Below are 14,567 nucleotides of genomic sequence, written 5' to 3'. Positions count from 1 at the left end.
CGGGCGCGGCACGCTGTGCCGCACTCCCACCCGCCCGGGGTAGCGTGGACGCCACGATGGACACCCTCTTCGATCTCCCCGCCGCGACCCCTGTGCGCAAGCCCGCCGCCGGCGGGCAGGCCGAGCTGCTCGACGACCTCAACCCCGCCCAGCGCGAAGCCGTCACCCACGCCGGTGGCCCGCTGCTGGTGGTGGCGGGCGCGGGATCGGGCAAGACCCGGGTGCTGACCCGCCGGATCGCCTACCTGCTCGGCGAACGCCGGGTGCACCCCGGCGAAATCATGGCGATCACGTTCACCAACAAGGCCGCCGCCGAAATGCGCGATCGCGTCGCCGCGCTCGTCGGGCGCCGCGCGAACGCGATGTGGGTGTCGACGTTCCACTCGATGTGCGTGCGGATCCTGCGCCGCGAGGCCAAAACCCTGGACATGTCGTCGAGCTTCTCCATCTACGACTCCGACGACACCAAGCGGCTGATCACCTTGGTGGCGCGGGATCTCGACATCGACCCGAAGCGGTACGCCGCCCGCACGCTCGCCGTGCACATCTCGAACCTGAAGAACGAGCTCACCGACCCGGAGACGGCGGCGGCGAACGCGGGCAACGACCTCGAGCGCCGCGTCGCCGAGGTCTACGGCGAGTACCAGCGGCGGCTCAACCAGGCCAACGCCTTCGACTTCGACGACCTCATCATGCGCACGGTCTCGCTGCTGCAGGCGTTCCCGGACGTCGCCGAGTACTACCGGCGCCGCTTCCGCCACGTGCTGGTCGACGAGTACCAGGACACGAACCACGCGCAGTACACGCTGGTCCGCGAGCTGGCCGGGACCGCGCCGAACGAGGCGGGCGTCGAGCCGGCCGAGCTGGTCGTCGTCGGTGACGCGGACCAGTCGATCTACGCCTTCCGCGGCGCGACGATCCGCAACATCGAGGAGTTCGAGCGGGACTTCCCGAACGCGCGCACCATCCTGCTGGAGCAGAACTACCGTTCCACGCAAACGATCCTGAACGCGGCCAACGCCGTCATCGAGCGCAACCCGAACCGCCGGGCCAAGCGGCTGTGGACGGATTCGGGCGACGGCGAGAAGATCGTCGGCTACGTCGCGGACAACGACCACGACGAAGCCGCGTTCGTGGCGGGGGAAATCGACGCGCTGGCGGAGAAGGGCGAAGCGGACTACTCCGACGTCGCCGTCTTCTACCGCACCAACAACCAGTCCCGCGTCTTCGAAGAGATCTTCATCCGGCTCGGCCTGCCGTACAAGGTCGTCGGCGGCGTGCGGTTCTACGAGCGCCGCGAGGTCCGCGACATGATCGCGTACCTGCGGGTGCTGGCGAACCCCGAAGACACGGTCAGCCTGCGGCGCGTGCTGAACGTGCCCAAGCGCGGCATCGGCGACCGCGCCGAGGCCGTCGTGGCGACGCACGCCGAGCGCGAGCGGATCTCCTTTGCGCAGGCGCTGCGGGACGCAGTGGAGGGCCGGGTGCCGCTGCTGAACCCTCGGTCGGTCAAGGCCATCGGCGGGTTCGTGGCGCTGCTCGACGAGCTGGGGACGCTGGTTGCGGACGGCGCCGAGGTGCACGACGTCCTGGAAGCGGTGCTGGAGAAGACCGGCTACCGGGTCGAGCTCGAGGAGTCGGAAGACCCGCAGGACCACACGCGCGTGGAGAACCTGGACGAACTCGTCACCGTGGCGCGCGAGTTCACCGAGATCACCGCCGCGGTCGTCGCGGACGAGAACGCCGAGCTGGTCGTGGACGAGGGCGTCCCGGCGCCGGGCTCGCTGCCGGCGTTCCTCGAGCGCGTGTCGCTGGTCGCGGACGCCGATTCGGTGCCGTCGCCCGACGGTGGCGAGGAAGGCGACGGCGGTGCGGGCGTGGTCACGCTGATGACCGTGCACACCGCTAAGGGCCTGGAGTACCCGGTCGTGTTCTGCACCGGCTGGGAGGACGGCGTCTTCCCGCACATGCGGGCGCTGGGCGACCCCACCGAGCTGGCCGAGGAACGTCGGCTGGCGTACGTCGCGATCACGCGCGCCAGGAAGCGGTTGTACGTCTCGCGCGCGATCACGCGCTCGGCGTGGGGCCAGCCGTCGATGAACCCGGCTTCGCGGTTCCTCGACGAGCTGCCGCCGGACCTCGTCGACTGGCGGCGGCTGGAGCCGTCCAGCAGTGGCTTCGGCTCGTTCGGTTCCGGTTCGCGCGGCACCCCGCGGGCGGCGACCACCTGGGGCGGCCGGCGGTCTTCGTCGCCGTCTTCGCAGGGCACGCCGTCGTTCGGCAAGGGCTGGAAGGACACGGTGGCGCTGAAGCTGGACGTCGGCGACCGCGTCAGCCACGACAAGTACGGCCTCGGCACGGTGATCTCCTGCGACGGCGTCGGCCCGCGCGCGACGGCCACGATCGACTTCGGCGCGGCTGGCAAGGTCCGCCTGATGCTGATCGGCAGCGTTCCCATGGTGAAGCTCTAGTCCGCAACCCGTCCGAGTGAATCCGGCGGCGATCTCCCCGATCGCCGCCGGAATCGTCGTACCCACCCGGTACAACTGACCCTGCAATCGAACATAGGTTCGACAGAGGGGGGTAGTGTGGTGTGGACCCGGTGCTGTTTGGGCTGTTGGCCGAAGGGGTACAAAAATACCTGCGAGGAGTCCTGGGGACGACGGTTCCGGATCGGGGTCGGGAACCTGCGGGGACTTCAGGAGTTCCTTCGCGTGCGGGAGCGGAGGCGTGTCGGCTGGCCGCCGCCTGGCGAGCGCTGCTCAAGCAGCACGAGCTCGGCGCGGACGGGCGCTGTGTCACCTGCGGCCGGGGACGCCGCTGGACGACCAGGGCCCGGAGTGCCGCGCGTGTCCGCTCCGCGGGGGGTGCAGGGGGAGCTGTGCCCTGGGGCTGACTGCCGGTCCGCCGTCCGGCGGAGCTGTGCACGGTGTGGCAGGTCGCGGTGGCGTACTTCATCCGGCGTTTACCGGGCGGACAGCGATAGGCGGTGGCGGGCGCTGAGGCGCCTGTGTGCGGTTTTTCCCGGCGGGGTAGTGGGTTCGGTCGTCCGGCGGGTCTTGGCGCGGCCTGGGGCGCTTCCGATGGCAGGCGTGCTGGGCCGCGAGCTCGATCCGGACGGGCGGGGTTCCCGCGCGGCGGGTTCGCACGGCCCGGCGATCTTGCCGGAGCCGCTCGGTGCCGTCCGGAGGCCCTCGTCGGCGAGCGAAGACTTACCCGATCCGGGTGTTTGTGTTTGTGTTCGGCCCGCAGTGGTGAACCTGGATCTTGTGACCGGTTCCAGTGCCCGAGCGGCGGGCCTTCAGCGCTTTTGGCCGGCTGCGGCTGAGCGCGTCCGCCCGGCCGGAGCAGGTGAGTGCTCTACGGCCGGGTGTCCGCTGTCGCGCGTGCTGGTGCTGCCTGCGCCCGGGCGGGGAGCGAACGGATCAGACGACGACGCCGCGCGCGGCCAGCCACGGCCGGGGGTCGATCTTCTTGGTGCCGTTCTGCCAGACCTCGAAGTGCAGGTGCGGACCGGTGCTCTGGCCGCGGTTGCCGATCTCGGCAATCTGCTGGCCACACTTGACCTTCTGGCCCGCCTTGACGATGAAGCTGTTCATGTGGCCGTAGACCTGGACGGTGCCGTCGTCGAGCTCGATCTTGACCCAGAGGCCGAAACCGCTGGCCGGGCCGGCCTCGATCACGGTGCCGTCGGAGGCGGCGTAGATCGGGGTGCCGATCGAGTTGGCGATGTCGATGCCGAGGTGGCTCGTGCCCCACCGGGCACCGAAGCCCGAGGTGAAGGTGCCGTGCGCGGGCAGGCAGGTCTTGGGGCGAGCGGCTTCCTCGGCGGCCTTCTTGGCGGCGTCGGCTTCGCGCTGCTCGCGGGCCTGGGTGACGGAGGCACTGTCGGCGAGCTTGGCGGCCTCGGCGGAGGCGTCGACGGCGTGGCCGGTGGGCAGGAGTTCCGGGGCGCCCCCGGAGCCCGCACCTCCCGCGGTCAGCGATGCGCTGACGTCCTGGGTGTTGGCCAGGGGGGTGACGGCGGTGTTCGAGTCCGTGACTGTCTTGAGGGTCGAGCCCGCAGCGGCGGCGGCGAACGCACCAGCCGCAACGGCGGCAACCACGACACGGCCGCGAAGGGCCGAAGAGGGCGGGGCGATGCGGTGCGCACCCCGGACACGAACGACCGCACCTTCCAGTGCGTCCTTCAATGCCGGGGAAGGAGCTTGGCCGCCGGGGGAGCGGTGTGAAGCCAAGACAGGGCCTTCCATCGTCGGGGAGCCGGGTCGAGGACTGCGGGCGGGGGAACCCGGTGAGCCAACCTCGGGGGTGGTTTGCTCGGTGTCCTACTTCGTGACCTGACTGTAATGGGGACCTCGGGACAGTAACGAAGGGGTACCTCTGTCGGCAAGACGTGCCCCCGCTGTCGGCCGTTCGAGTGGAACCGGCATCTCCCTCACCTGTGGAAATCACCCAAAGTTAGAGGGGGTTTACGGCGTTCGGTGTGACTTGCCTTACAGGCTGAAAGGATGGTGAAGGCCCGCCAAAGGGCCCAAGGGGCCTTCCGAGGCCGCCGATGGCCGGAATAACGGACTGCGAAGGAGGGTTGAAGCGCCTCCGACGACTCCCGCGGACTCGCGGCCCCGCCAACGGCTCCCGGGTGGCTCGAACTTGCTAGCGTCGCGGGCAATATGCCCCCACGCGCAGAGCCCCCCACCGGAAGCACCCCCGGCCCCCGCCGAGAACCAGAGGCGCGAGGCGCAGCCGGCCCCGCCTCCACCCCCAGCCCCCCGGACGCCGCCGGCCGGCCCCAGAAGCCCGCCCGGCCATCCCTCTCCGGAGGCGCACCCGCGGGTGATCCGGGCGTGCCCACCTCGGCTTTCCCCAGCGCTGGCGGCTCTGGGCAAGGGGCCGGCGAGTCGGCACGCCCCGAGCCGGCCACCGGCGCGCGTGGCAGTGGAGCCGACTCTGCGGGTGGTCCGAGGGAGCCGTCGACAGAGCCGTTCCCCAGCGGCCGAGCTGCGCAAGGGCCCGGCGACGCTTCGCGCTCCGAGCCGGCCGCCGGCGCGCGCGGCTGGGCCGCCGACTCCGCGGTTGAGCCCCCGACCGAGCCCTTCGCCGGCGGCCGAGCTGCCGAAGGGCCTGGTGAGCCGCCGCGCCCCGAGTCAGCCGGTGGACCGCGAGGTGCCGCGGCCGGTTCGAGTGAGCCCTCGAGCGCCGTCCCGGCCACGCCAGCCTCCGCTGGGCCGCGGCAGCCCGCGCCTGCCGCCGGTGCGCGAGACTCCGCGCCCCGCTCCGGCGAACAGGCGCGCCCCGAGCCGCCGACCAGCCCCTTCGTCGCACCCAGAACCGCCGAACCAACCGCCGGATCAGCGGCCGAACCAGCGGCCGAACTCTGGGCCGACGACACCGGAAACCGCCCCCTGACCGTCGCCCTCGTCCTGGCCGCGCTCGGTGCCGTGGCCCTCACCGCCGCCGCCGTGGTTCCCGTCTCGCCGGCCGCTGCTCCCGGGTTTGCCGGCTGGCCGTGGCTTGCCCTGCTCGCGCTCGGTCCCGCCGTCGCCGCCGTCTGGTTCGCCGCCACCGGTAAACCCGGGCTTGGTGGCGGGCTCGTTCTCGGCCTGGCCGCGCTCGCTCCCGGGCGGCTGGTCCTCGACCTCCAGTTCGCCGTCAACGGCCCCCTCACCATCCGGCCGGAGCTCTACCTGCCCGACCGGTTCCTCGGCAGTTCCCCCGTCGGCGGCGGGTTCTGGCTGCTCGTCGCCGGGCACGTCCTGACCGGGGCCGCCGGGGTGGTTGCCTGGCGGGCCCTCCGCAGCCACGACGAACCCGAGCGACGGCGCTGGCGGCTGCTCGTCCCGCTGCTCGCCGTCGTCGCCGGTGCCGGGCTGCTCACCGCTCCCGTCCACTCCGACAGCGGCTTCCTGCTCGCCCGCGCCTCCTTCGAAGGGCCGTGGCCCGCGCTCGGCGGGTACCTCCTGCTCGCCGCCGCCCTGCCGCTGGCCGCCGCGCTCGCCCTCGCCGCTCCGGCCGAGCACGTGGCCCGGGGAGCGCTCGGCGGGCTGGCCGCCGCGGCCTTCGGGGTGGCCGTGCCCCCCGTTCTCGCCGGGCTTTACCGGGACGATCTGCACGTCACCTGGGGACCCGTGGTCGCGCTCATCGCGACGGCCACCGTCGCGGGCCTCGCCGGCACGCGGCTGACCGAGCGCCCCCACCAGGCCGAAGCCGACCTCGCCGGCAGCGCGAAACTGCCCGGCCTCTTCTGGTGGCGGCTCACCACCGGCCTGCTCGGCCTGGCCACCGCGCTCGCCGCGCTCATCGGGGCCTTCGCCCCGCAGGTCGCCGTCACCGCGCTGAACCCGGGTGCCGACACGCCGGTCAGCGCCGCCGCCGACAGTCCCGCCCGCTGGTTCCTGCTCGCCGCCGCGCTCGTGCTCGCCGTTCCCGCCGCCGGGGTGCTCGTCCCGAAGACCGCCGCCGTCGCGCGGCCGGTCCTCGGGGTTGCCTGGGCCGGGATCGTCCTGGCCGGCACCGCCGTCCTCAACACCGCGCTGACCGCCACCCAGGCCGGCAACCTCGCCGGCTTCGGCGGCGCGGCCGCCCCCGTCTTCACCTACGACCTCGGTGCCGGCGCCGCCTGGACGTTCGCCGCGCTCGTCCTCGCCGCACTGGCCGCGCTCGCCGCCGCCGGGACCGGCGTCGTCGAACGCGAGGACGCCGCGGAGAGCACCGAGCCGGACCAGAAGACACTCGCGCCCGTCGCGGCCGGGGCGATCCTGGCCGTGGCCGCGTTCGGGCTGCCCGTCTTCGCCGTCCCCGGCTACGTCGCCCCCGGCCTCTGGTCCCACCTCGACACGCCTTCGTGGGGTCTGCTGACCGCCGCCTTGGTCGTCGTCGGCGCGGCCGCGCTCGCGACACGGTCACGGCCGAAGCCGGCCGCCGCCCTGCTCGCCGGCGCCGCCTTGCTCACCGCGCTGCACGCCGCCGAACTGCCGCTCGTCGGCGGGACGCTCGGCGGCGCGAGCCCGGCCACCGGGTTCTGGGTCGCGCTCGCCGCCACGGCCGCACTGCTCACCGCCGCCGCCATGTCGGCCGCCGGGGCACGCCGTGCTCGGTGATCGGCTGCCGGACGACGCCGTGCGCGGTGACCGGCCGCCGGACAACCCGGAGCACGCCGTGCGCCGTGACCGGCTGCGGGTGCTGCTCGTCGAGTTCACCCGGCCCGATCCGGCTGCCGTCGTGCTCGGCCGCGTGCTGCGCGACGACGGCGTGGAGGTCGTCCACGCCGGTCCCGTCGACAGCGTCGAGCAGATCCTGCGCACCGCCGAACAGGAGGACCCGGACGCGGTCGGCGTGCTCGGCGCCGCGCCGCCCGAAGACCTCGAAGCCGCCCTCGGCGGCGTCCCCGTCTTCACCTCCGAGACCGCCGCGGAAGCGGTGAAACGGCTTGCCGGTGGGCGGTCTCACACCGGTGAAGCACCGTCTGACCGCGTACGGTGACCGACTTCACCAGGTGCGGAGTCCCCTGCTCCTGCGCAGGTCGCTAACCTCGACTGGTCCGACAGCGCGGTCCGGTCGCGGACCACCTGCAGTGGCGTGTCGTCAGGAGACTGGAGTAGTGGACCTCTACGAGTACCAGGCGAGGGATCTCTTCGCCGCCCACGGAGTACCGGTTCTGCCGGGTGCCGTGGCTAGCACCCCCGAAGAAGCCAAGGCCGCCGCGGAGCAGATCGGTAACCAGGTCGTCGTCAAGGCGCAGGTGAAGGTCGGCGGCCGCGGCAAGGCGGGCGGCGTCAAGCTGGCCCAGACGCCCGACGAGGCGAAGGAGAAGGCGGAAGCCATCCTCGGCCTCGACATCAAGGGCCACATCACGCGTCGCGTGCTCGTGGCCGAAGCCTCGGACATCGCGTCCGAGTACTACTTCTCCTTCCTGCTGGACCGGTCCAACCGGACCTTCCTGGCGATGGCGTCCTCCGAGGGCGGCATGGAGATCGAGCAGCTCGCCGTCGAGCGCCCCGAGGCGCTCGCCAAGATCCCGGTCGACTCGATCACCGGTGTCGACAAGGCGAAGGCGCTCGAGATCCTGAAGGCCGGCAACTTCCCGGCCGACATCATCGACGAGGCCGCCGACGTCGTGGTGAAGCTCTGGGAGACCTTCGTCTCCGAGGACGCCACCCTGGTCGAGGTCAACCCGCTGGTCCGCGACCCGCAGGACAAGATCATCGCCCTCGACGGCAAGGTCACCCTCGACGAGAACGCGGACTTCCGCCAGCCGGGCCACGAAGCCCTGGTGGACAAGGAAGCGGAGAACCCGCTCGAGGCGAAGGCCAAGGCCAAGAACCTCAACTACGTCAAGCTCGACGGCCAGGTCGGCATCATCGGCAACGGCGCGGGCCTCGTGATGTCCACTTTGGACGTCGTGGCGTACGCGGGTGAGAAGCACGGCGGCGTGAAGCCGGCGAACTTCCTCGACATCGGCGGCGGCGCGTCGGCCGAGGTCATGGCGGCCGGGCTGGACGTCATCCTCAACGACACCGACGTGAAGAGCGTCTTCGTCAACGTCTTCGGCGGCATCACCGCCTGCGACGCGGTGGCGAACGGCATCGTCGAGGCCCTGAAGATCCTGGGCGACGAGGCCACCAAGCCGCTGGTCGTCCGCCTGGACGGCAACAACGTCGTCGAGGGTCGCCAGATCCTGGCCGACGCGAACCACCCGCTGGTCACCGTGGTGGACACAATGGACAACGCGGCCGACAAGGCTGCCGAGCTCGCCGCGGCAGGTGCGTGAAATGTCGATCTTCCTGAACGAGAACAGCAAGGTCATCGTCCAGGGGCTCACCGGCTCCGAGGGCATGAAGCACGCCACCAAGATGCTGAAGTCCGGCACGAACATCGTGGGCGGCGTCAACGCCCGCAAGGCCGGCCAGACCGTCACCATCGAGGGCAAGGACCTCAAGGTCTTCGGCACCGTCGAAGAGGCGATCAAGGAGACCGGCGCCGACGTGTCGGTCATCTTCGTGCCGCCGAAGTTCGCCAAGGACGCGGTCATCGAGGCGATCGACGCCGAGATCCCGCTCGCCGTGGTGATCACCGAGGGCATCCCGGTGCACGACTCGGCCTACTTCTGGGCCCACGCCGTCGCGAAGGGCAACACGACCCGGATCATCGGCCCGAACTGCCCCGGCGTGATCAGCCCCGGCAAGTCGAACGCCGGCATCATCCCGGCCGACATCACCGGCCCCGGCAACATCGGCCTCGTGTCGAAGTCCGGCACGCTGACCTACCAGATGATGTACGAGCTGCGGGACATCGGTTTCTCGACCGCGGTCGGCATCGGCGGTGACCCGATCATCGGCACCACGCACATCGACGCCCTCGAGGCGTTCGAGGCCGACCCCGAGACCAAGGTCATCGTGATGATCGGCGAGATCGGCGGCGACGCCGAAGAGCGCGCCGCGGCCTACATCAAGGAGAACGTGACGAAGCCGGTCGTCGGCTACGTCGCGGGCTTCACCGCGCCCGAGGGCAAGACCATGGGCCACGCCGGCGCCATCGTCTCCGGTTCCTCCGGCACGGCCGCCGCGAAGAAGGAGGCCCTCGAGGCCGCCGGCGTCAAGGTCGGCAAGACCCCGAGCGAGACCGCCGTCCTCGCGCGTGAGCTGTACAACAACCTCGGCTGAGGTTGAGGCGTAACTCCTGGTCGGGCCGGGCACCACACACGGTGCCCGGCCCTTCCCCGTTCGGTGCGAAACCGGGCGGGGGATTCACACGTCTGGTGGGCTGACGGCCGTGGAGTGCGCTAGCGTTCTGCGCACACAAGCCGCCTCGTCTTTCTTCCGGGCGCCCGCGCGCCCGGAGTGCCGGTCGAACCGACAGGAGTGCATCCGATGACCTTCCCCAGCGGTGGGCCCGGCTACCCCCAGCAGGGTGGCGGCCAGCAGCCCCCCGGCCCCCCGTCCAGCAGCTTCCCGTCGCAGCAGCAGCACTCGCACCAGGCGCCGTCCGGCGCGGCGGGCCTGACGCAGAACCTGCCGCTGCTGCTCGCCTTCGGCGTCGCCGGCCTCAGCCTCGTGCAGTACTTCCTCGGCTTCTCCGACAACGGCGAAGTCGGCCTCGGCGGAACGCTCCTGCTGGCCGGTGGTCTGCTCGCCGCGATGCACGCGCTGCCGAAGGGCCCGAAGACGCTGCCGTTCGCGGCGCTGCTGAGCGTCCTCGGCGCGCTCGAGGTCCTGGACGCGCTGGTCGGGATGCAGACTTCGCCGGGCATCGTCACCGTCATCCTGATCCTGGGGATCCTGCAGATGCTCGTCGCGGTCGGTGCGTTGCTGATCGAGCACGGCATCATCAAGCCGCCGTCGCCGAAGCCCGCCGCCCCGCCGTCCTACGGCGGCCAGTACGGCCAGCCGGGCCAGCAGCAGCAGTACGGCCAGCAGGGGCCGCCCGGTCAGCAGTTCGGCCAGCCCGGCCACGGGCCGGGGCCGGTCGCCGCCACCGGTGAGCCGTCGGCGCCGTTCTCGCAGCCGGGGCAGTACGGCTCGCCGAACCCGCCGTCGACCACTCCGCCGCCGAGCCCGCAGGCCACGACGTACGCCCCGCAGCAGGGCCAGTTCTTCCAGCAGCCGCCGCCGGAGAACCCGGGCACGCCGCCCGGCGGCTTCGGCAAGACCAACTGACGCAGTCCGTTTCGAACACCCGCTGTGACTCTCGGTGTCACAGCGGGTGTTTTGCGTGGGAGGTGACCCGACCGGGTGAGCCAGTCCGTCCGGCGGCGGCGTGGCTCACCCGGACGGAGCAACCCGGATGTCAAGGTGCGGATCATGGACCTGCTCACCGACGACCCCCGCCGGCCGGGTGAAGCGGTGGGTGACCAGGGATCCGGCGTCGAGCGGGCGACGGCGTCCCGGCCGCGGGTGCTGCTCACCGCCGCACTCGGCCCGCTGGTCACCGGCTACGCCGCCGTCGCGACCGTGCTGGCCCTGGTCGCCCTCACCGCCGGCCGCACCGCCTTCTCCGGCACCGGCGTGCTGCTGGCCGCCGGGCCCGGCTGGCTCGCCGCGCACCAGGTGCGTCTCGGCATCGGCGGTCACCCGCTCGGCGTGCTGCCGCTGCTGCCGACGTTGGGCGTGGTCGCGCTGGCCGCGCGGACGGCGTCCGCCGCCGCCCGCCGCCTCGGCTGCCGGTCGTTCCGCGAAGCCCGGCCGGTGCTGATCGCGATCACCGGCGCGCACGCGGTGGCCGGGCTCGTCGTGGCGCTCTGCGCGCAGGGCTCGGCCGTGACGGCGAACCCGGTCCTCGCCTGCGTCGTCCCCGGGCTGCTCGCCGCGGCGGCCTCGGTCGCCGGTATCACCCGGTCGTGCGGGCTGCCGGACGCCGTCGCCGACCGCCTCGACCCGCTCGCGCTGCGCGGGCTGCGCACCGGCGCGACGAGCCTGGCGGTCCTGGTGGCCTGCGGTGCCGCCGTCTTCACCGTCGCGACCGGGGTGTCGTGGGCGACGGTGTCCGACACCTACGAACCCGGGTTCGGCACGAGTTCCGGGCTCTTCCTGCTCTCGCTGCTGTACCTGCCGAACGCCGTGACGGCCGCGTTGTCCTTCATCACCGGGCCCGGGTTCTCGATCGGGCCGCTGACCGTCGGCATGTTCGGCTACCGCGGCGGCGCCGTGCCCGCCGTCCCGCTGCTCGGCGGGCTGCCCGAGCACCACGCGGCGTGGTGGCCGGCGCTGCTGGTGCTGCCCGCGGCGGCCGGCGCGCTGGCCGGCTGGTCGCTGCGCCGGGCCGACGCCGATCCGGCGCAGCGCATCCGCGCGGTCGCGGTCGCCGGCGCGGTCGTCGCGCTCGGCTGCGTCGTGCTGGGCACGCTGGCCGGCGGGCGGCTCGGCGACGGCCCGTTCGACCCGGTGAGCGTCCCCGTCGGCGTCGCCTCGATCGTCGCGTTCTGCTGGATCGTGATCCCGGGTTCGTTCGTCGCGTTCTTCGCGGGCGAGCACGAGCCGCCCGCGCCGCCGCCCGAAGCCCTCGAAGACAACGAAGCCTTCGAAGACGCCGACGACGTCGACCCCGAAGAAGCGTCCGAAGCCGTCGAAGAGCTCGAAGCGGCTGCAGCGTCCGAAGTGGACGAGGAGATCTCCGCCGAGGACGCGGAATTCGAAGCCGAGGCCGACGCCGAACTCGGCCTGGCCGACCCGGCACTTTCACGTGAAAGTGCCCCGGGAGCGGAGGGAGCACGTTCACGTGAAAGTGCCCCCGGCACCGGCGATGCTGTGACCGGAGGCACCGAGACCTGCGGCGACGTCGAGCCGGGCGAGGGCGACCGTTAGGGTTTACGTGACCTGGTGAAGCGCCGTGCGCCCCGGCTGCGCACCGCCCGCGGCAAGGAGCTCGCTCTGTCTCAACGGTTGGACCTGCCCACTCCGGTGAAGCTCGTCGTGCTCGCGTCGGGCTCCGGCACCCTCCTGCAGGCGGTGCTGGACGCCACCGGGCGGTCCGGCTTCCCGGCGAAGGTCGTCGCCGTCGGCGCCGACCGCACCGGCATCGAAGCCCTCACCCGCGCCGAGCGGCTGAGCATCCCGTCGTTCGCCGTCCGCGTCGCCGACCACCCGGACCGCGCCGCGTGGGACAAGGCGCTGACCGAGGCCGTCGCGGCGTACCGGCCCGACCTGGTCGTCTCCGCCGGGTTCATGAAGATCCTCGGGAGCGAGTTCCTCAGCCGCTTCACGGTGATCAACACGCACCCGGCGCTGCTCCCGTCCTTCCCCGGGATGCACGCGGTCCGCGACGCTCTCGAAGCCGGCGTCAAGGTCACCGGCTCGACCGTGCACTTCGCGGACGCCGGGGTCGACACCGGGCCGATCATCGCCCAGGAGGCGGTCGTCGTGGAGAGCGACGACGACGAAAACGTCCTGCACGAACGGATCAAGGCCGTCGAACGCAGGCTGCTGGTGGAAACGATCGAGCGACTCGGCCGCGGTGGCTGCACCGTGGACGGACGAAAGGTGACATTTCGTGAGCACTGACCTGGGACGGCGCCCGGTCCGCCGGGCGCTGATCGGCGTCTCGGACAAGGCGGGCCTCCTGGACCTCGCGACCGGCCTGCACGCGGCCGGCGTCGAGATCGTCTCCACCGGCGGGACGGCGAAGGCCATCGCCGACGCCGGCGTCCCGGTCACGCCGGTCGAGCAGGTCACCGGCTTCCCGGAGTCGCTGGACGGCCGGGTGAAGACGCTGCACCCGCACGTCCACGCCGGGCTGCTGGCCGACCAGGGCAACCCGGACCACGTCGAGCAGCTGCGCAAGCTGGACATCGCGGCGTTCGACCTGCTCGTCGTCAACCTGTACCCGTTCGCGCAGACGGTGGCGTCCGGCGCGAGCGCCGAGGACTGCGTCGAGAACATCGACATCGGTGGCCCGGCCATGGTCCGCGCGGCGGCGAAGAACCACGGCAGCGTCGCGGTCGTCGTCGATCCGGCCCGCTACGGCTGGGTGCTCGAGCGCGTCGCCGACGGCGGCTTCGGCTTCGCAGACCGCAAGCGCCTCGCGGCGCAGGCGTACGCGCACACGGCGGCGTACGACACGGCTGTCGCGTCGTGGTTCGCCGGCGCGTACGCCCCCGACGAGGACACTGTCGACGCCGGCTTCCCGGACTTCCTCGGCGCCACCTGGGAGCGCGCCGACGTCCTGCGCTACGGCGAGAACCCGCACCAGAAGGCCGCGCTGTACAAGAGCGACCGGCCCGGCCTGGCGCACGCCGAGCAGCTGCACGGCAAGGCCATGTCCTACAACAACTACGTCGACACCGACGCCGCGCGCCGCGCCGCGTACGACTTCGCCGAGCCCGCCGTCGCGATCATCAAGCACGCCAACCCGTGCGGTCTCGCGGTCGGCGTCGACGTCGCCGAAGCGCACCGCAAGGCACACGCGTGCGACCCGGTTTCGGCCTACGGCGGCGTCATCGCGACGAACCGGCCGGTCAGCCGCGAAGCCGCCGAGCAGATCGCCGAGGTCTTCACCGAGGTCGTGCTGGCCCCGGACTTCGACGCCGAAGCCCTGGAAATCCTGCAGCGCAAGAAGAACATCCGCCTGCTGAAGCTGCCGGCGGCCCCGGCGTTCCCGGTCGAGTTCCGGCCGATCTCCGGCGGTGTCCTGCTGCAGACGGCCGACGCGATCGACGCTTCCGGTGACGACCCCGCCAACTGGAAGCTCGCCACCGGCGCCCCGGCCGACGAGCAGACCCTGCGCGACCTCGAGTTCGCGTGGCGCTCGCTGCGCGCGGTCAAGTCCAACGCCATCCTGCTCGCCGCCGGCGGCGCGACCGTCGGCGTCGGCATGGGCCAGGTCAACCGGGTCGACTCGTCGCGGCTCGCGGTGACCCGGGCGGGTGACCGGGCCAAGGGCGCCGTCGGCGCGTCGGACGCGTTCTTCCCGTTCCCGGACGGCCTCGAGGTGCTGACCGACGCGGGCGTGCGCGCGATCGTGCAGCCCGGCGGCTCGGTCCACGACCCCGAGGTCATCGCGGCCGCGGAGAAGGCGGGCGTCACCATGTACCTGACGGGGACGCGCCACTTCGCGCACTGACCGCTTTCGGGGGC

The 14,567-nt window shown here is 72.3% G+C and carries 10 protein-coding genes; 9 read left to right on the top strand and 1 reads right to left on the bottom strand.

Features of this window, described 5'->3' with window-relative positions; all coding sequences use genetic code 11:
• The first annotated feature begins 56 nt into the window (after positions 1-56).
• Positions 57-2,471 carry a DNA helicase PcrA gene (gene pcrA, locus ACLJQE_RS13505; RefSeq protein WP_410639532.1) on the top strand — a complete coding sequence of 805 codons (2,415 nt, stop codon included), beginning with the start codon at positions 57-59 and terminating at the stop codon, positions 2,469-2,471.
• A gap of 954 nt (positions 2,472-3,425) precedes the next feature.
• Here pcrA and ACLJQE_RS13500 read toward each other — a convergent pair.
• A complete protein-coding gene (locus tag ACLJQE_RS13500) occupies positions 3,426-4,106 on the bottom strand; it encodes a M23 family metallopeptidase (RefSeq protein WP_410639531.1) in 681 nt (226 codons plus the stop codon).
• Between the two features lie 1,335 nt (positions 4,107-5,441).
• Here ACLJQE_RS13500 and ACLJQE_RS13495 point away from each other — a divergent pair.
• The 8 genes from ACLJQE_RS13495 (at position 5,442) to purH (ending at position 14,553) form a co-directional block, all read left to right on the top strand.
• Positions 5,442-7,100, top strand: a complete 1,659-nt coding sequence (locus ACLJQE_RS13495; protein WP_410639530.1) for a hypothetical protein — start codon at positions 5,442-5,444, stop codon at positions 7,098-7,100.
• Complete coding sequence (locus tag ACLJQE_RS13490) at positions 7,090-7,482, top strand: hypothetical protein (RefSeq protein WP_410639529.1); 393 nt, start codon at positions 7,090-7,092, stop codon at positions 7,480-7,482. The genes ACLJQE_RS13495 and ACLJQE_RS13490 overlap by 11 nt, the downstream gene beginning before the upstream one ends.
• 118 nt (positions 7,483-7,600) lie before the next feature.
• The gene (sucC, locus tag ACLJQE_RS13485; protein WP_410639528.1) at positions 7,601-8,770 is read left to right on the top strand and encodes an ADP-forming succinate--CoA ligase subunit beta; all 1,170 of its coding nucleotides are present in this window, start codon (positions 7,601-7,603) and stop codon (positions 8,768-8,770) included.
• A gap of 1 nt (position 8,771) precedes the next feature.
• Positions 8,772-9,662 (top strand): succinate--CoA ligase subunit alpha, encoded by an 891-nt coding sequence (gene sucD / locus ACLJQE_RS13480; RefSeq protein ID WP_086843519.1) that lies wholly within the window; start codon positions 8,772-8,774, stop codon positions 9,660-9,662.
• Between the two features lie 207 nt (positions 9,663-9,869).
• The gene (locus tag ACLJQE_RS13475) at positions 9,870-10,655 is read left to right on the top strand and encodes a DUF5336 domain-containing protein (protein WP_410639527.1); all 786 of its coding nucleotides are present in this window, start codon (positions 9,870-9,872) and stop codon (positions 10,653-10,655) included.
• 135 nt (positions 10,656-10,790) lie between these two features.
• Complete coding sequence (locus tag ACLJQE_RS13470) at positions 10,791-12,299, top strand: DUF6350 family protein (protein ID WP_410639795.1); 1,509 nt, start codon at positions 10,791-10,793, stop codon at positions 12,297-12,299.
• A 78-nt stretch (positions 12,300-12,377) separates the two neighbouring features.
• The gene (gene purN / locus ACLJQE_RS13465) at positions 12,378-12,995 is read left to right on the top strand and encodes a phosphoribosylglycinamide formyltransferase (RefSeq protein WP_410639794.1); all 618 of its coding nucleotides are present in this window, start codon (positions 12,378-12,380) and stop codon (positions 12,993-12,995) included.
• On the top strand, positions 12,985-14,553 hold the full coding sequence (gene purH / locus ACLJQE_RS13460; protein WP_410639526.1) for a bifunctional phosphoribosylaminoimidazolecarboxamide formyltransferase/IMP cyclohydrolase: 1,569 nt from the start codon (positions 12,985-12,987) through the stop codon (positions 14,551-14,553). Before purN ends, purH begins: the two co-directional genes overlap by 11 nt.
• Positions 14,554-14,567: the final 14 nt, after the last annotated feature.

Origin of the sequence: Amycolatopsis sp. lyj-346, assembly GCF_046548975.1 — a bacterium.
Taxonomy (GTDB): domain Bacteria; phylum Actinomycetota; class Actinomycetes; order Mycobacteriales; family Pseudonocardiaceae; genus Amycolatopsis.
The sequence above is the reverse complement of the archived record's forward strand: the minus strand, read 5'-3'. Positions and strand labels throughout refer to the sequence as shown.

Bases quoted from the DNA above. Each gene is read 5' to 3' on its own strand.
- ACLJQE_RS13475 (WP_410639527.1), top strand. From the start codon at position 9,870: ATGACCTTCCCCAGCGGTGGGCCCGGCTACCCCCAGCAGGGTGGCGGC.
- pcrA (WP_410639532.1), top strand. From the start codon at position 57: ATGGACACCCTCTTCGATCTCCCCGCCGCGACCCCTGTGCGCAAGCCC.
- sucD (WP_086843519.1), top strand. From the start codon at position 8,772: ATGTCGATCTTCCTGAACGAGAACAGCAAGGTCATCGTCCAGGGGCTC.